The organism is Paenibacillus sp. J22P165 (genome assembly GCF_059692015.1).
Map to the genome: position 1 here is coordinate 740,318 of NZ_JCAUAP010000002.1, position 18,398 is coordinate 758,715.

Annotated in this window: 14 protein-coding genes; all 14 read right to left on the reverse strand. The window is 43.7% G+C overall.

Annotated features, from left to right (window positions below; genetic code table 11):
• Window positions 1-44: 44 nt before the first annotated feature.
• The gene (locus AC58QM_RS07475; protein ID WP_497282653.1) at window positions 45-1,766 is read right to left on the reverse strand and encodes a putative 2-aminoethylphosphonate ABC transporter permease subunit; all 1,722 of its coding nucleotides are present in this window, start codon (window positions 1,764-1,766) and stop codon (window positions 45-47) included.
• The gene (locus AC58QM_RS07480) at window positions 1,766-2,800 is read right to left on the reverse strand and encodes a putative 2-aminoethylphosphonate ABC transporter ATP-binding protein (protein ID WP_497282654.1); all 1,035 of its coding nucleotides are present in this window, start codon (window positions 2,798-2,800) and stop codon (window positions 1,766-1,768) included. Before AC58QM_RS07480 ends, AC58QM_RS07475 begins: the two co-directional genes overlap by 1 nt.
• Window positions 2,801-2,977: 177 nt before the next feature.
• A complete protein-coding gene (locus AC58QM_RS07485; protein WP_497282656.1) occupies window positions 2,978-4,090 on the reverse strand; it encodes a putative 2-aminoethylphosphonate ABC transporter substrate-binding protein in 1,113 nt (370 codons plus the stop codon).
• Between the two features lie 127 nt (window positions 4,091-4,217).
• The gene (phnW, locus tag AC58QM_RS07490; protein WP_497282788.1) at window positions 4,218-5,324 is read right to left on the reverse strand and encodes a 2-aminoethylphosphonate--pyruvate transaminase; all 1,107 of its coding nucleotides are present in this window, start codon (window positions 5,322-5,324) and stop codon (window positions 4,218-4,220) included.
• Window positions 5,325-5,341: 17 nt separating this feature from the next.
• Complete coding sequence (gene phnX, locus AC58QM_RS07495) at window positions 5,342-6,139, reverse strand: phosphonoacetaldehyde hydrolase (RefSeq protein WP_497282657.1); 798 nt, start codon at window positions 6,137-6,139, stop codon at window positions 5,342-5,344.
• Window positions 6,140-6,171: 32 nt separating this feature from the next.
• Window positions 6,172-7,536 carry a (R)-1-hydroxy-2-aminoethylphosphonate ammonia-lyase gene (gene pbfA, locus AC58QM_RS07500; protein ID WP_497282658.1) on the reverse strand — a complete coding sequence of 455 codons (1,365 nt, stop codon included), beginning with the start codon at window positions 7,534-7,536 and terminating at the stop codon, window positions 6,172-6,174.
• Window positions 7,537-8,043: 507 nt separating this feature from the next.
• Entirely contained in the window at window positions 8,044-8,910 is an 867-nt protein-coding gene (locus AC58QM_RS07505; RefSeq protein ID WP_497282659.1) for a protein phosphatase 2C domain-containing protein, read from the reverse strand.
• An 18-nt stretch (window positions 8,911-8,928) separates the two neighbouring features.
• A complete protein-coding gene (locus tag AC58QM_RS07510; protein WP_497282661.1) occupies window positions 8,929-9,990 on the reverse strand; it encodes a glycoside hydrolase family 130 protein in 1,062 nt (353 codons plus the stop codon).
• Window positions 9,991-10,061: 71 nt separating this feature from the next.
• Window positions 10,062-11,609 (reverse strand): extracellular solute-binding protein, encoded by a 1,548-nt coding sequence (locus AC58QM_RS07515; protein ID WP_497282663.1) that lies wholly within the window; start codon window positions 11,607-11,609, stop codon window positions 10,062-10,064.
• Window positions 11,610-11,661: 52 nt separating this feature from the next.
• Window positions 11,662-12,540 (reverse strand): carbohydrate ABC transporter permease, encoded by an 879-nt coding sequence (locus AC58QM_RS07520; protein ID WP_497282664.1) that lies wholly within the window; start codon window positions 12,538-12,540, stop codon window positions 11,662-11,664.
• A 1-nt stretch (window position 12,541) separates the two neighbouring features.
• The gene (locus AC58QM_RS07525; RefSeq protein WP_497282666.1) at window positions 12,542-13,507 is read right to left on the reverse strand and encodes an ABC transporter permease; all 966 of its coding nucleotides are present in this window, start codon (window positions 13,505-13,507) and stop codon (window positions 12,542-12,544) included.
• Between the two features lie 171 nt (window positions 13,508-13,678).
• Window positions 13,679-15,973, reverse strand: coding sequence for a helix-turn-helix domain-containing protein (locus AC58QM_RS07530; protein WP_497282667.1), 2,295 nt, complete (start codon window positions 15,971-15,973; stop codon window positions 13,679-13,681).
• 121 nt (window positions 15,974-16,094) lie between these two features.
• The gene (locus tag AC58QM_RS07535) at window positions 16,095-17,039 is read right to left on the reverse strand and encodes a DUF1861 family protein (RefSeq protein WP_497282668.1); all 945 of its coding nucleotides are present in this window, start codon (window positions 17,037-17,039) and stop codon (window positions 16,095-16,097) included.
• A gap of 131 nt (window positions 17,040-17,170) precedes the next feature.
• Complete coding sequence (locus AC58QM_RS07540; protein ID WP_497282670.1) at window positions 17,171-18,373, reverse strand: MFS transporter; 1,203 nt, start codon at window positions 18,371-18,373, stop codon at window positions 17,171-17,173.
• Window positions 18,374-18,398: the final 25 nt, after the last annotated feature.

The following is an 18,398-nucleotide window of genomic DNA, read 5'->3' on the forward strand; positions in this document are numbered from 1 at the left end:
TAAGCCTCCCGTTTATATACAGCTTGTTAACACATTATATGGCTTTATTTCGGCATTTGCCAAGCAGCTGTTCTTTTTTTAACCTTAATCATGATGAGCTCATAGAAGACACGCACTACAATATTCGTAGCTACAATGAGCGTAGACATCGCGGCAGCGGCAGCCACATCACCGGCATCTTCCATATTCACCAAAGCGACAGCAGCCAAATTCATATCCGCCGAACGCAGGAATACAACAGCAGATACCGTAACCATCGCATTTACGAAGAAATACATCGCAATTTCAACAATGGCAGGTAAGGACATCGGAACCGTTACTCTTAGAAATGTTTTATAAAAAGGTACACGCATCGATTCCGAAACGAGCTCGAATTCTTTATCTAGCTTTTGAAGTGCCGTAGTCGCTGTAATAAAAGGTACCGCATAGAAATGCGTGATATTCGCTAATACGATGATGGCCATCGTTCCATAGATCCAGTTCAAAGGATTGCTCGGATCGTTAAAAAAGAAAATATACGCTAAGCCAATGACCATTCCTGGAAGCGCAAGCGGAAGAATAGAAAGAAAATAACCAACCTGTCTCATGCCCTTCATTGTTCTCGACTTTTCAATTAAATAAGCGAAAACGAAAGTGATCACCGTTCCAAATACAGCTGTAATCAGCGAAACCTTCAGCGAATTCCAGAATGGCTCTAACCCTGAACCAGCCACACTTGAGAAATCATAATGCTTGAGGCTGAAGGTCAAGTTATAGGGCCATACCTTGATGAGCGAAGCAAATACAATGGTGAATAAAGGAATCAGAATGAGACTAGACATGATCCAGCATAACGTACGATAAAAGGTATCCCTCCCTTTGCCTTCAGGTACCCGATAGGGAGTTGATTTGGAAGACTGCATGGAACGCTGTCTTCTCGTAACGAATCGGTCAACCACGAAGGCAATGACGGCAGGGATCGTAAGTAAGATTCCCACCGTGGCACCCATCGATAAATTTTGTTGCCCGATCACCTGTTTGTAGATATCCGTAGCTAGCACGTTAAACTTACCTCCGATCGCTTGAGGCGCGCCGAAGTCCGTGAAACATGCTGTGAAACAAACGAAAATGGCACTAATTAAGCCATATTTGACAGAAGGCAACGTAACCGTAAAGAATGTTTTCATCTTAGAAGCGCCAAGTGATTCCGCTGCTTCGTAGAGTCGCTGATCGGACATCGACAGTGCTGTAATAAAAATGAGAAACGCTTGAGGAAATAAGTAAATGACTTCCGAAATCACAATCCCAATGGGACCGTAGATCGGAATACGTAATCCTGGCAGAAGACCGAAAAATCCGTTCGTAATTATACCCTGATTACCAAAAAGATACGTTAAGGCGATTCCATGCATCATCGTCGGTTCAAACAATGGCAGCAGGGCCACATAATGAAAATAACTTTTGCCGCGAATCGCTGTCCGACTCAAGCCATAAGCGTAAGCGAAGGCAAGCGCAACCGCGATTATGGTGGAGAGTACTGAGATTTTAAGCGTATTCGTTAAGGATTGCATGAGTGCTGGGGTTGAGAAGTAGTGAACAAAGTTGGCAAGCCCTATAAATTGATCATCTTTATTCGCAAATGCCTTGCTGAATAGCAGAAGTAATGGGATTAGCGTACTCGTCGTTAACGTAAGGACAAGAATGACAATTAACACATTTTGTAAGGTGAAAAAGGCTCCAAGGTTACGGCGAATTGGTATATACATGCTGACGTTCCCTTTACTCATTAGGCACCTACCATCGCTTCCGATGAGAACGTGATCATTTTCTCTTGCGGGAATTCAACCGATACCGTTGCATTCTTCACAATCTCTAATTGATGAGCGAGATGTGCCGAAACATCGACAGTAATAAGCGTATCTGTACCGATCCCCTTCACTGATGAAGGCTGGAGTAGCAATCTGTAAAAAGCACCTCTAAATTCAATGTGTTTGACAACCGCTTGCATACCGCGATTGGCACCAGGAGCTGAGAGTCGAATATGTTCAGGACGTACGGCCTGCTGCTGCAGACGTTCGCCATGTGGTTCAACATGTAAGAAATTGATAGAGCCTATAAAATCAGCAACAAAGGGAGAGTTAGGCTCATCATATACTTGCTCCGGAGTTCCTACCTGCACCACCTCAGCGTTCTTCATCACAACAATGCGATCCGCCATCGTGAGCGCTTCCTCCTGATCGTGCGTAACCATCACCGTGGTGATGCCAAGTTTGTCTTGCAAATCACAGATTTGCTCGCGAAGCTTTACGCGTACTTTGGCATCTAAGGCGGAAAGCGGCTCATCCAGCAGTAGGAAATCAGGCGTCAACACGATGGCACGGGCCAAAGCGATCCGCTGCTGCTGCCCGCCAGAAAGCTGGGCAGGGTACCGATCATGTAGATGCAATAGATCAACTAAGGAGAGGACCTCCCTCACTTTCTCGTCAATCTCTTTCTTCGAGAATTTCTTACCTTGCAAGCCGTAGGCTACATTCTGATAGGCGGTTAAGTTAGGAAACAGCGCGTAGGATTGAAACACCATACCAAAGTTACGTTTGGCTGGAGGCAGCGCGGTAATGTCCTTCCCATTCACGATGACTCGTCCCTGAGATGGCTTCTCCAAGCCTGCAATAATACGGAGAAGTGTCGTTTTCCCACATCCGCTAGGTCCGAGCAGGCAAATGAATTCGTTTTTCTGAATATCGATATTAACTTCCTTTAAAGCAGAGAAAGCACCAAATGATTTATTTACACCCTGTATGGATAGGTACGCTTGAGTCATGATATAGCCCCCTTCATCTTCATAAAATAAGTATAGGCTTGGATTGTTACCTCATTGTTAAACCTTTGTATGTTTTGTGTTATTCCTTTGTTTTGGTTGGTTTTCAATTCGCTACGGTTAAATAAAAACGACTGGCTGCAAGACAGAATTCGCAGTCAGCCGTTGTATGGTTATAAGTTATTGTTTCGGTTCGCTTTTCGCATTAAAACGCTTGTCCCACTCCGCCAAAATGCTGTCGCGGTTTTTCGCTACTTCGTTCAAGTCATTCTTAATCAACTGTTTCATAGGGTCTACTGAGTAACCATCTGGTATTTTAGCGGAATCTGTTTTGATGGCCAAAATCGCATAATTTTTGTTGTATTCTTTCATCACTTCGTCGGTAATTGCCCAATCTAGAAAGTCTTTCGCAACTTGCTTCACGACTTTCTTTTTCATCAAGGCATTCGCTTCTACATCCCAGCCTGAACCTTCTTTAGGGAATACAACTTCAACTGGTGAACCTGTTTTCTTCTCTTGAATCCCACGGTACCCGAAAGAAATGCCAATTGGATATTCCCCCGTGCCTGCCAGTTTGGCTGGTTTAGATCCAGAGAGTGTATACATAGCAACGTTGTTATGCATTTTACTCATAAAGTCCCAAGCGGCATCCTTGCCTTTCAATTGAATCAAACCGGATACCGTCAAGAAACCAGTGCCTGATGAAGAGGGATTCGGCATCGTGATAAGGCCTTTGTACTCTGGTTTTGCCAGGTCTTCGTAGGATTGCGGGATGGCTAGCTTACGCTTCTCCATCTCCACTTTGTTAACGATGAAAGCTGTTTCCCAAGCATCAATTCCCACCCAATGAGGAACCGCATTTTTATCTTTAAAATCGGGAAGAATCCGCTCTACGCCTTTTGGTGAATAGGCCTCCAACATCGCATTCTGGTCAAGCACCAGCAAGCTTGTTGCAGCTACTCCCCAGACAACATCTGCTTGAGCATTATCTTTCTCTGCCAGTAATTTAGCGGTAATAATCCCTGTTGAATCCCGAACGATGTTTACTTTTACATCGGGATATTTCGCTTTAAACGTGGTTAAGTACGTTTTGATAATATCATCTTCCAATGCCGTATAGACCGTTAAATCTTTGCTTTTGGTATCAACCGTTGCTTCTGTCGCTGCATTTGTTGCTGTTGATGTCGCTGGACTCGTTTTCGCCCCATCTGTCGATACTGCTTTACCACCACAAGCCGCCAACATACATACAACCGTCAATAACGCTGCTGTAGAGCCAATTGTTTTTTTCATTTTTCTTTTCCCACTCCCTTTTTTATTCGTTCATAAGTTCGATTTGTTAGTTTAATTGTAAAATAGTTTTGTAAAGTACATATTAAATACAAGTTAAGATAATGTTTTTTATTTCTTTTAATTGTTTTTATGTTGTTTTCCAAAACAACTGATTTTCCACTCCCTGCAATAAGCGTTCAATATCAGGAAGATGGACATCGCCAATATTACCAATTCGGAACGTAGCTGCTGCCGTTATTTTGCCTGGATAGATAACGAAGCCTTCTTGTTTAATGCGTGCATAGAACTCTTCAAAGGAAAACACAGGTGAATCTGGATATAAGAATGATGTAATAATCGGCGATTGAAGCTCTGTTGGCAATAACGTCTGCAGCCCCAAGCGCTGCATGCCAGCAACTAGCGTATGTTGATTTCGTTGGAATCGTTCAAATCTACGCGCAACTCCGCCCTCTTCTTCCAGCTCCTGAAGCGCTTGGTCAAAAGCACGAACCGTATGCGTTGGGGACGTATATCGCCATTTGCCGTTGCCGATCTCCATGGTTTCCCATTGATCATAGAGGTCTAGGGAAAGGGAACGAGCCTGATTTTTGCATGTGTACAGCGCTTCTTTGCGAGCAATGATAAAGCCAAATCCAGGCACACCTTGGATGCATTTGTTGGCGCTGCTGATAAGATAATCAATATCGAGCTCAGCTACATCAATCGGGATGCCGCCAAAGGAACTCATCGCATCGACAATAAGTGTTTTGCCATATTGTTTGGCAATTCGAGCCACATCAGCAATTGGATTCATCATCCCAGTCGTCGTTTCCACATGGACAACGGCTACATGCGTGATGGAACCATCCACATTGAGAACTTCCTCCAACTGCTTCACGTTCACGGGTTGGGTTTCACCTGAGTCAAGTACAAGAGAATCAATCCCGAGGACTTCCGCCATTTGCGCAATTCGTTTGCCATAAGCCCCATTGGTTAAAATGAGCAGTTTACCGTTCCTCGGTATAACAGAGCCGATAACAGACTCCACGCAGAATGTTCCGCTTCCTTGCATAAGCACGGTCGTATAATCGTCCGGCTTCGAGGAAGCCATTGTGACAAGACGGCTGCGTATGGATTGCACCAGCTGATTGTAGTCTTGATCCCATGTACACCAATCGCGCAGCATGGCAGCTTTTACTTTTTTACTTGTGGACAAAGGACCTGGTGTTAACAAAACGTACGGATTATCTGGCAATTGATTCATGTTGATACTCATGGACGTTCACCTCTTTGAATTCGTTGATTGATAACTGGAATTAATGCATCTAACTCGCCAATAGAATCGATCACATAGTGAGCGCCTTCTTCATGGAACTTGGCCGCGACGATCGTTACGCGCTGCTGCAGCATATCTGGTTCACATTGCTCCACTTCAGCTTCACTCATGCCGAGCTCACTGCTCCCTTTCACAACACCTACTGTCCAAGCTCCAGCGTTTACACCTTCTCTAATGTCACTGACGGTATCCCCGACCTTGATCATGTTCGACATCGGATAGACGTTCAAGGCTTCCGCATTCTTGTACATCATCCAAGGATACGGGCGACCCGCAGGCACATCATTCGGCGTTACCAAATGGTCAGGTGCATAGCCACGCTTCTCCGCCTCTTCCGTGACAATCGCCATCATCTCTGCCGTGTAGCCTGTCGTTGATCCAATACGAATGTCAGCTCGACGCAAGCGCTCCACCAGCGCGAGCGCACCAGGAATTGGCTCGGCATATTGATGAACGACTGCTAGCATCAAAGGTTCGAAATCGGCATAGAGCGCATCAATATCTGACTCCTGTGGAAGCTGTCCGTAACGCGCCTGCCACAGTCCCGCTACGCGCTCCATTTGTACAATAGCTTGGATGTGATCCCGCTTCAACAACCCCATCGGTGCTCTTGCCTCATCGATCGTAATCGCAATTTCTCGCTTGTGGAACACTTCCATAAACACGTTTAACGGTGCAAAACACCCGTAATCGACCATCGTCCCTGCCCAATCAAAAACAACTGCTTGTATCATTTCATTTCCTCCTTCATGTAAGTTGCGTGCGATTATTGTTGTTCGGCGATGCTCATTTCCAAAATATCTAAGGCTTCATTTAACTGTTCTTCCGTAATGATCAAAGGGGGTGACAGCGTAAGAACATTCCCTTTCGAGACTTTGAAATTAAGCCCCCTAGCCAAGCAGTTATACATGACTCGCTCCGCCTCTTGGACAGCTGGTTCCTTGCTCAACCTGTCTGTTACGAGCTCAACTGCGACAAGCAGCCCGATTTGGCGTATATCCCCGATTATGGGATACATCTCCATCATGCGATGCAAACGCTTGGTCATAAGCTCTGCCAAATGATTCGCATGCTCCAATAGATTCTCTTCCTCGATGACGCGGATCGTTGCTAGGCCTGCAGCAGCGCCTACCGGCGATTTCTCATGGGTGTAATGCCCGATTGACATTTGCTGCGCTTTGTTCAACTCTTCTTTCACGAGGAGAGCAGCCATGGGAAACACGCCGCCGCCCAAACCTTTACCCAGCACCATCATATCGGGTTCAATTCCGTAATGCTGGTAGGCAAACATTTTGCCCGTTCGGCCAAACGCCGTCGCTGTCTCATCTACGATCAACAGTGCACCGTATTTGTCGCAAAGTTCTCTCAACTTTTGGTAATAAGCAACTGGCGGGATCTGCACATCTGTGTTCCGAATCGTTTCAATGACAACTGCACCAATCTCGCCATCGTGCTCAAGCACATACTCAATTGGCTTCAAACAGAGGGAGTGCGCTTCATCTTGGCAGCCAAACTCACAGCGATACGAGTTAAAAGGAATCACATGCTCCGCACCAGGCAGCAGGGGTCCTAATCCACGGCGGAAAGCACCTTCTCCTCCTACCGAGATCGCATCCAGCGATGCGCCGTGAAACGCCCCCCACATCGACAGCGTTTTATATCTGCCCGTTACTGCGCGAGCTAGCTTTAAAGCCATGCCGATGGCAGATGTTGCTCCTGGCGCGAAAAGCACCCTTTGCAACGCCCCGTCCGTTAACGCGACTAATTTATTGGCAAGTTCAATAGCCGGTCCATTCGTATATCTTCTCGTGCAGAAGGATAGTTGGTCCAACTGCTGCTTAACAGCTTCAATAACAGCGGGATGACCAAAACCAAGCTGATGCACGTTATTCCCATGAAAATCCATGATCTTGCGCCCTTGGCTATCTTCGACATATATGCCTTCACAGGAAGTCAGCACATTCAGACAAGGTGTAGACAAGGTTTGGTGTAAAAAGACATCCTCATCCTCTTGCAACAGCGACCGTGCCCCTTCATCTATTTGAGCTGTCCACCATTGGGACCTTGCTTCCGTTAAATTAATATCGCCTTCCGTTTTCATGAATGCGAGATGCGCTTGTTGGGTTGGCATGTGTTCACCTCAAGTTGGAATTGGTTGTTTCTTATTCGTAGTTTAACTGGCATTTGTATTCGCAATGTTAAATCCAAGTAAAATTTGTGTTTTATATTTGATTTAATTTGTTTTAGTTGTTAATTCCTTGATTTTCACTCATTTTAGCAACATTTTGATTGCACTTCGCTTTCGTAATTAAGTAAATTAGGTATAAAACAACACAATAGTCCGAAATCATCGAAGTAATCTCACTTTTTTCCTCATCGAATCTTCGATAGTCAGAAATAGCCCAACTAAATCGACTCAAACACCTTTCCATCAAGAAAATCTCGTAAATAGTTCGGCAGAGACGGACTAATCGTTCTTTTCAGCGATGAACCTGGGTTTTAGTTAGGAAATATCGGACTATGTCGCTAATGCGTACCTAGCACATAATTGTTTTGGACTCGATTCTTTCCATAAATATCTCTGGATCTCCCTATATACGAAAAAGACACGTCACATAATGACGTGTCCCTCATTCCCTTAAAACTCTAAATAAATCGCCGTTTTATCATCCGACTTTTTCACTCTCGGGAATTGCAGACAATCCGGATCTGCTTCCTCCACTTGAATGAGCCACTCGATATAATTGTCTAGTCCCATGGATGTAACTTTTAATACGATCTGTTTGAACGACTCCTCCAAGGAAAGCTCTCTTTGATGAGCAATGAGGCCATCAGAGAAAAGTAACAAAGATTTTAATTGCGTTCGGCTAATGCGTCCAAATTCCATATGATCTGCCATTTCCGGTTCACCATTCAAGACGGAATACCCATTCGGTGTATTCATTAATGCCCTTCCTGCATGGATCTGCGGCTTAACGAGCTCCCACAAATCATCACGGGAAGTGAGTCCTGATGCCACTCCTTGTGCCCACAGCTGACGGGTGGGTCGGTCGACAACTTCCAATTGATCGCGGGTTACAATCCGAATCGTATCATCTTCATACACCGCGATCAGCATACAATCCCCAGTATGCGCGTAGTCAACGTAAGTGCCATGTACGCGAACAATGACAGCGCAAGCGCCCCATAGTTGTTCTTTACGGGTTACATCCACACCTGCTGCGAGCATCTCTGTTCGCAACTGTTGATTAGCATGCAGCAGCATCTCTTGTGGAGAATGATGTTGCCCAACGCTATCCTGGGACATCTCGAGTATCGATTTGGCTATCAGCTGTGCAGCCAGATACCCCCCTGTCTCACCGCCAGAGCCTCTGTAAGGTTCCAACGAGGTAGCCCCATCTATGACACCATAAAGGTGAAGATTGTCGTTAACAAGAAGGGAATCCTCGTTCCAAGCACTGTTCCCTTGTATAGAGATGATCTGCTTCTTCATATTCGTTGTCATGTTTGTCATCATCCCCTACTAACCCTCACAACGCGCCACAGCAATTTTGGAATCGGCTGTTCCATAATAGAGAAGCCATGCGCCATTGTGATAGACGAGCCCTTCAACAAAGCAAACATGATTGATTTGTCCGTTAATTTCATACTCTTTGTCAGGCATTAAAAAAGGTTTTGTCGACCGTGCTATCACGATGCTAGGATCTTTCAGGTCGAATAGTACTTGTGCAGCACAATATGCTCCTGTCGTATAGTGGGGATCACCATGTTGACCATGATTTTTACTGTTATAGATCAGCAAAATTCCACGTTCGGTAATGATCGCCTGTGGACCTGGCTCAATGAGATCACTATCAAAATGGTGCTTTCTTACAGATAAAAGCGGTAGCAAAAGCGGCTCCGAATGGTATCCGCGCGGATCCTCCGCTTCAACTGGCGTCCAGTGAATCAAGTCTATGGAAGTCGCCGCATAGATGTTGGATTCCCCCCAATACATCCAATATACACCGTCAATTCGCTCCGCGATGAACTTCTCTCCCACACGTTTGGTGACAATGGCCCCTGATTTGCTCCAAATGTCTGCATATTTGCCAGCCAAAGCTTGGCCAAAGGCTAATCCATGTTTCGTCCATGATGTTAAATTAACGGAAGTGGCCACACAAAGTCTAGCTTTGATGCCATCATAAGCCGTATACATCATATAATACATGCCATTCGCATCCTCGACGATACGTGGGTCTTCACATCCGCCTTCCCATTCGAGCGCGTTATAGGCATCTTTTTCAGGGTACAAAACGGGCTCCGATTCCTTCTTAAATTGTAACCCATCTCTGCTCACAGCATGCCCAATCCGAGAAGTGCCTTCGTACTTCCCTACCTTGTCTTCTGCTCGATACAAAAGATGCACTTCGCCATCTCTTACCACAGCAGCTGGATTGAACAAATCCTTCTCTTCCCATTTTATCTGGTCCTCACGAACCGGACAGATAAAGGCTGCCTCCGCTTCCGGAAGCAAAATAGGGTTCACCTCATCTGCTTTAATAAATGGGCCTAGTTGCCAGTTCAACTTGTCTTGTCCATACATCGTAATCTAGTCTCCTCACGTAGAGATGAGGCTACTCCAATTAAGCTTCTGGAGTAGCCCATCATTGTTCATTATTTTTGGGATGCTTTGTATGCGTCTAACTGTTTTTGATACTCAGTGATCACTTTATCGATACCAGCTGCTTTTAGCTTATCAATGGCTCCCTTGCTCTTCGCGTCATAATCCAGCACACCATCGTAGATCGGCATAACATCGGATGTGTAAACAGCCTGAATATTAGACATCTCTGCTTTAACCGAGGTTGGATCGAAGAAGAAGTCTGCAGCAAAGAATGTTTTTGCATTAGGATCTGCGACGAATAAAGCTTTGTTAGCACTTAACGTATTCGGATCGATACGAATGTACTTCAAGTTGCCGATCATCCAGTCTTCTTGCTTGTACAAATCTGTCTTGCCATCTGTATCTTTCAAGTATTCAATGCCACGATCGCCGACTTTCTTGTACGTCTTGCCTTCGATTCCGTACATGAACAAGTCATAATTCTCTTGTGAGCTATACAACCAATTCAATAGCTTTACGGCTGCTTCTGGATGTTTGCTGTTCACAGCTACAGCGTTAACATTTTTCGCGTTAAACATTCTGTAATGCGGTTTATCCGGATTTAATCGTTGCAAGGTAAAATCTTCGTCTTTCATGTTCGGATACGTCTTTTTCATTTCGTTAACGTCATTCGGCGTACCGAAAAGGAACGGATACACGGCACTTTTTATTTGCTTGTCGATTTGCTCTTGCTTCACGACTAGAATATCGGGATTCGTTAGTTTTTTCTGGTAAGCCGTACGGAAGAAAGCAGCATCTTTCTTGAACTCCTCCGTTTCAGCCCAACTCTTAACTTTGCCGTCCTTATCAATGAATGCAATCTTATCTTTTACAGCAAAAGGATACGAATCATATGCACGGTGCAGAACATCAGATGCATCACGCAAACCTCCACGAATTGGCAGATACGGCTTCGTCGCACCTTTGTCTGTTGCCATGACTTTTTCCATAGCAGCCAGCATTTCTTCCTGTGTCTTAGGAGCCTCTTTAACACCTGCTTCATTCAGCATAATGCGATTCGCCGTAAAGGAACCATCAACGGCAGGTTCATACCAATAAGAAGGAATTCCGAAGGTTTTCCCGTCCTTTTGCACGCCGCTCCATACCGAATCAGGGATAGCTTTCTTTAATTCAGGTCCGTATTTGGCAATCTCTGGCCCAATATCTTTAACCGCTCCGCGACCAATATAATTGGCCAAGGAAATCCAGTCGTTCATGACGTGGAACAAATCAAACTCTTCACCCGTGGAAAGCTTAAGGTTCAACTTTTGTTCCCAAGCTCCCCAGTCGATATATTCTTTGACGATTTTCACATTCACGCCGTCTGCTTGCAGTTTCTTATCAATCGCTTCTTTTACTGCCGGCCAATCTTTTGGTTCATTACCAGGTAAAACATATTTCAATGTAACGACTTCGTTTGCTTTCGCTGTTTCTTTAACGCCCTTCGCATCTGTAGTAGATGTTGCAGACGCTTCGGGTGTATCATTTGTTGAACCGCAGCCTGCAATAACAGATACTGCCAATAGACTGGATAATGAAATCATAGATAAGTTCTTCAATTTGACCTCTCCTTTTGATGTAATCTTATATAAACCTCTTTTGAGGAAAATATCAACCTTTAACGGAACCTACAACAAGACCTTTAACAAAATATCGCTGAAGAAAAGGATATAAAAACACGATCGGTCCTAGTGTTATTATGACGGTTGCCATTTTGGTTGATTCCGCTGGAGCGGTATATTGGCTGCTTGCACCTGCAGGAATCATGCTAAGCATTTCTATATTGGATCGTATTTTAAATAACACATACTGGAGTGGATATAAGCCTTTATCATCGACTAACATGATGGCATTGAACCAATCATTCCAATAAGCTAACGCATAGAAAAGAAGAATAGTCGCTAACACAGGAACACATAAGGGCAGGTAGATTTGAAAAGCGATTCGCACATCATTGGCGCCATCCATATAGGCTGATTCCCTGAGTGCATTGGGTAAGGCCTCCATAAAATTGCGTACCAAAAACATATTAAAGGCATTGAAAAGCAGCATGGGTACAATAAGAGCGAACAGATTGTCGACCAGACCTAACTTTTTGCACATGATATACCATGGAACCAAACCACCATTAAATAACAACGTAATAAAAAAGTATAAATTAAGTCCTGCACGGTACTTCACATTCGGATTGGAGAGCGTATAGGCTGCCATTGCCGTAATAATCACAGCGACCAGACTACCGACTACCGTGACTGTTATCGTCACCAGATAGCTTTTGAGTAAAACCGCCTTATTGTTGAATAACGTGCGATAAGCTTCTAATGAAAATTGCTCTGGAATGAGCTGATACCCATGCCGTATAATACTGCTTTCATCTGATATGGAAACCATCACGGTTAGATACATAGGCAGAATACATAGGAGGGCATATATGGTAAGAACGATATAAATCATCATACCCGCTGTGTCGAATCGTCTCAGTGTCTGCATCTTAATAAAGCGCCCCTTCCTTGAAAAATCTGCGTGTAAACCAATTCGCGATGAAAACAAGCAGTAAACCTACCGTTGATTGGAATAAACCTACAGCCGCTGCATTGGAGGGATCTCCAATTTGACGAAGCGACCTGAACACATACGTATCAATAACATCCGTTGTAGGGTATAACACACCATTATCACCAATGATGGCGTAGATCATGCCGAAATCCCCGTAGAAGATTTTGCCTAAGTTAAGTAACGTCAGGATAGCAATTGTCGGTGCCAAGAGAGGCATCGTAATACGCCAAATTTTGTCCCACCTTGTAGCCCCATCGATTTCGGCAGATTCATAAAGTGAGTGATCGATGCCCGTTATCGCTGCCAAGTAAATAATCGAGCCCATTCCCGCTTCTTTCCAGATCTTCATCATGACGAGAATCCAAGGCCACGCCTCCGCTTTGGTGTACCAATTCACAGTGGCCATTCCGAAGAAAGTCAGCATCTGATTGATCATCCCAAAATCAGTGGAAAAGAGACCATACATCATGTAGCTCACAATGATCCATGAAAGAAAATTAGGGAAGATCATCGTGGTCTGGGCAAATCGTTGAAACAACCGGCTTCTGATTTCGTTAAATAAAATCGTAATGAATACGGCGCTAGTTGTGCCTGCGATTAGAAACATCACATTTAACTTCACCGTATTGATGGTGATGAGCAGCGCATCGTTTGTCTTAAAGAAAAACTCAAAATTTTGGAAACCGATCCACTCACTGCCGAATACGCCCTTCTGGTAATTAAAATGTTGAAAGGCGATCAACAGATAAGGGTAGGTGGCATAGGAGAATATAAAGACATATAAGAGCGCAGGGACAATGAGCAAATATGAAAAACGGTTTTTGAAAAGCTCTTGCCATATCCCCGCTTTTTTCTTAATTTTTGGAACGTTCTCTTTGGTTAAAAATGTTCTTGTCTGCATCGGTAGCACCTCTCGCTTTCGGGTTGCCCTAATCATAGGAGATTACCGGGATACTGTAAATTTCGAGTATTCGTATTGCTTTCAATAATTGGTGTTTCGGTCTATTAAAAATAAGCGATGCTATCAAAAAAGACGATTGCATGCCATTTAAGGCACCAATCGTCCTAATTTTTACGTTTGTTGTTCGTTTTGCTCTCGATAGCGTGTAGGGGTTATCCCGTATTTCTTCTTAAATAGGGTTGAAAAATACGACACATTAAAAATTCCGACTTGTTCGCCAATCTGAGCAACGGTATCGTTCGTTCCTGCCAAGCGAGTTTTGGCTTGCTCCATGCGAATATGAGTTACATAATCATTGAAAGATGTACCCACCATACTTTTGAACATTTTACCTATATATCCTGAAGTTAGTCCTACTTGATCGGAAACGCTCTCCAAGGAGAGACTTGGGTTATGGTAATGCTGTTGTAAATAGAGCTTAACCTCTTCAATGACCTTTGAGTTCTTGAGAGCTGCCATGTTTGTTTTATTCTCTTCAATCATATCCACAATTCGCAAGCAAAATTGCTTCATCATGTTTTGAATTTCATCCAGTGTTTCCGCATACGGAAGCTCATTCATAGCCAAATATAGTTCCTCGGGGTCTGCGTCCCACCATTCCAGAATGCTCTCAAATTCTCGTGTGATCGCCAGATGTAAGAAGCTCACATATTGTAACGTTAGTGAAGGCGAACCACAGCGGGATAATAGCGTAATCCACTCCGCCAATTCTTTTTGAATCGCTTTGGGCTGACAGAGTTTAATGGCATCGATAATTTTACGCTCTATAGCTGCTGGATAACGTGTATGTTCATCAGGAACCAATAGTTTCGTCGCATTCAGGAAACTGCCATGCCCCCAAAACAGCTTCATGCCCATGTACCTTTGAGCCGATCGATAAGAACTATCAATATCTCCGATAACCGAAACAACATCGCCTATACTTACCGATACAGATGTCTTGTAATAACCCTTAACAGCCGCCTGGATTTCATTCAGGATAAAATACAACTGTTCATCCGGTTCTTTTTGCTCCCATTGAATAATCAAAGTGATTTCATTTTCTTCAATAATAACCTCATCATTACGATATATCCTGCCGAGCAGTTCCTGTGCAATATTACTTATGGCAAAGCGAATAAGCTCCCTATCAAGGATACTGAATGTGTTCTTAAACTGATGATATTGATCGATTTGAAATTGAATAACGACATAATAGGGACCTTCCATGCGAGAAAGCAGCTGCTGTTCAATGTCCTCTGTATAGCCAGACGACTGCGGGCGTCCTTTCAGCATATTGGCGATATATCCATTCTTCAGCAAGTCAGAGGAACGAGAAAGCGTCATCTCCATCGTCTTGGTCACCTGCATAGAATGGGAGAAGGCCTCCGATAACAACTTGTACTCATCCAGACGGAGAAGAGATTTATGATCCGAATTTTCACTCTCTGTTACTTTGTCTACGAGTGCTTTAATCGGATTATACAGGTTACCCGTTACAATTAATGAAATGCATGCGCCCATAATGAAAAGAAACAAAGCGATTAGAAGCATCCAATTACGTAGCTCATAAATGTTAGAAAGCAATTGATCATAAGGACGAACACTAACAAACACCCAATCAAGTGTTGCTGATTTCACATAGGTAATGAGGAATTTATCTTGATCAAGGGATTGAACAAAGCTCCCCTGACTTCCCTCATCAGCTAAAATCCGTTGCACATAATGGCTTTCCGAGAAGTTCTTCATAAATTGTTCAGAATCCGAATGAGAAATCACAGTACCTTTTGAATCTATCACAAAGGTACTCGTATCACGGGACGAACGGCTAATACTGCTCATCGTATTTTGAATATACGTCTCTTTTAAATCAAGCACGATAGCGGACTTATTTGGCCCCGAAAAAACAGGCTCTGGAATCATTTTGAATGTTAATAATTGAAGTGAAGATCCGTTTCCATCCACGACCTTACGAGGATAAAAACCAAGATAACCGGTTTGTGTTCTTTCCCCCATTTGCGGGTCTGGAGGCAGCGAAATAACATCTACATACGCCTTATTCGTGAAGTTATAAATGCTGATATTGGCTAAGAAAGGATACACGCTTTGCATTTTCGTTAAAAGAAGATTAGCGTTGTAATCCGCAATTTTATCATCCACATTCGCATACATGAACGTATTAATCTGATTATCGCTCACGAGCTGATTGGTTATGTTCTGAACTTGTTCGAATACGACATTCGCTGTATAACTGACTTGCGAAAGCATTTCCCGAGAAGAAAGATCAATTTCTTTAACTGCTCTAGCCGAAAACATCGAATATAAAATGGTACACAATAACGTAATTGTCACCATGATTAAGAATAAGTAAGATAAAATTAGCCTTCGGTAGACTCGATAATGTTGAATACGCTTAAAAAATCCCATGATGCTGTCACCCCTGCGTCCATCATAACTCATTCACCTTCCTGAAGCATCTTTGAAAAAGAGGAATCTATTTTAAAAATCAGCAAAAAGCCCCTCCTAATTAGAAGGAGGAGCCATGTTCTTACCTATTTTCATATTCCTCAAAAGGGTCATCCATAAGCAGTTTGTGAGCCTCGGTGTCACTAACCCCTGCATACAGCATCGCCTTACCATCCCTCAAGCGATGAAGTCCTCCGCTGAAAATCACATCCATGAGATCATTCCGCTTGGCAGGCCCTTGAGGAAATTGATTGCGTGTTGCGATGATCTTAATTGGACTTCGTTCTAACGTTGTCGGATCGATAGCAAACGTCATGGCATGATAATGGCGAATGTCGCCTTCCTCCATGTAAGCGATATGACCAAGAACACCGACAAGACCGTTCTTAAGTAAATGCGCTTCATTGACGCCTCCCCATTCATCCTTTCGAAACTGGTCGGTAAATAACGTTGCTGCATCGATGACGGATTCATTCAGCTGCTCCAGCCGTTCAATCTCTGTATATCCAATTAAGCCCCTTGCATCACCCACACCTAGTGGACGCGTAAATACACCAATTTTGCCGCTTGCAAGTTCAACAAGACGGATGTCTTTCATATGGTCTGGGCCGCAGGCAAAATAAGTTAACGATTGTATATCTGCCCCTCTATAGAACAAGGTACGCCATGTTAAGACCTTCTTTGGATTCTCCGTATCAAAGACAACCTCAACACCACCGAAAACTAACTCCCCGGAGATGAACGTGAAAAAAGGATCCTGTAACGTAAAGGATGCGCATCCTTCCCTCGGTATCCATGTACCACCGCGATTAACGAAAAACATAACCTCTGAACGCTCTGAATCACGAGCCTCCACACGACCCGCAAGTACCATCTCGCCATCGTCTAAAAAAGGTGCCGCAATATTATAGACATCCCTATGGCCAACGTTTGTAAATACAAGCTTTTCCGCATTGTAAGGCTGACTATTAAATGTCTCCAACAGCTGTTTGGAAGACTTTACTTCATTTTGTACAGAAAGTGTCACTTTGCCTTCTCTCCATTCCTATCTGAGATGATTTTGATCATAAAATAGGCATAGTGAAAAGTAAATTTCGAATATTAGGAATGACTTTTGAAAATGAGTACTCGTCTCATCAAACCACTACTGTTTCAAAATCAATTGGTAACCCGCAAGCTGCGCTTTTTAAGCGTGATCGATAAGCCACTACAAACAAACAAGACTAAGAAGGCCAACGTATACGGATAATTGACATCCAAATCTAATAGAAATCCAGCTACAATAGGTCCCGCTATATTACCAAGACTGGTAAAGGCAGAGTTCAAGCCGGCAACATAGCCTTGTTGATCCTTAGCCACCATCGATAATTGGGTACTAATGGCCGGCCGTAAGATATCGATCGCCAAAAATACAATAAAAGTAACAGCAAAAATCATCCAAAATTGGTGAACAAATAGCGTCAGTAGAATAAACAAACCTGCAAAGAAAAGACAAAGCGTGATGACGCGTTGTTCCCCAACCCGTTTCAATATCCAGCTGAATGCCGTAACTTGAACTACAGCGCCAGCTATAGACCCGAACGTAATAATAAAAGCAATATCCTTAGGCTGAAAACCAAATTTTCGATCCACAAACAGTCCATAAATCGTTTCATAATTAGAAAGTCCGAATGACATAACAAATACGATGATTAAGCTAAAGAAATAGGGCTCTCTGTAGGCATATCTCAATTGAGAGAACAGACCTCTTCGATCAACTGTGCTAGATGGCGTATCTGATATGTCCTCCTCTTTTGTCGGACGCGACTCCCGAAGGATAAACAGTGTGATACATGCCGCGAAAAGCCCCGCAGCACCTGCAGCGTAAAAGGGTACACGAATCCCAAATTCAGCAATATAGCCACCTATACCAGGTCCAATAATAAAGCCTGTTGTAATGGATGCTGTGATATACCCCATCCCTGCCGCACGTTCTTTCGGTGTCGTAATATCTGCTGCGTAAGCCATTACGGCCGGCATTATCATGGCTGCACTGATGCCGCCTAGCATTCTCGATACAAAGAGCAATAGAGGCGAACTGGCTAATCCAAACAAGCCCTCTGAGACAGCAAACACAAGCATGCCGATGACAATCATTTTTTTCCTGCCGAAGGAATCGGCTAGACGGCCGGCCAGCGGTGAGCATAGAAGTTGCGTGAGTGAGAAAGAGGCAATCAATAAGCCGATAATACCTCCTGTAATTCCTAGACTATCCATGAATTTAGGCATAATAGGGATAACAAGTCCTATTCCTGAAAAGACTAAAAAAAGATTAAACATGAGCACCAACAATGCTCCCTGATGTCTTGTTAATAATGTCATTTGTAAATCCTCCTATTATCGAATA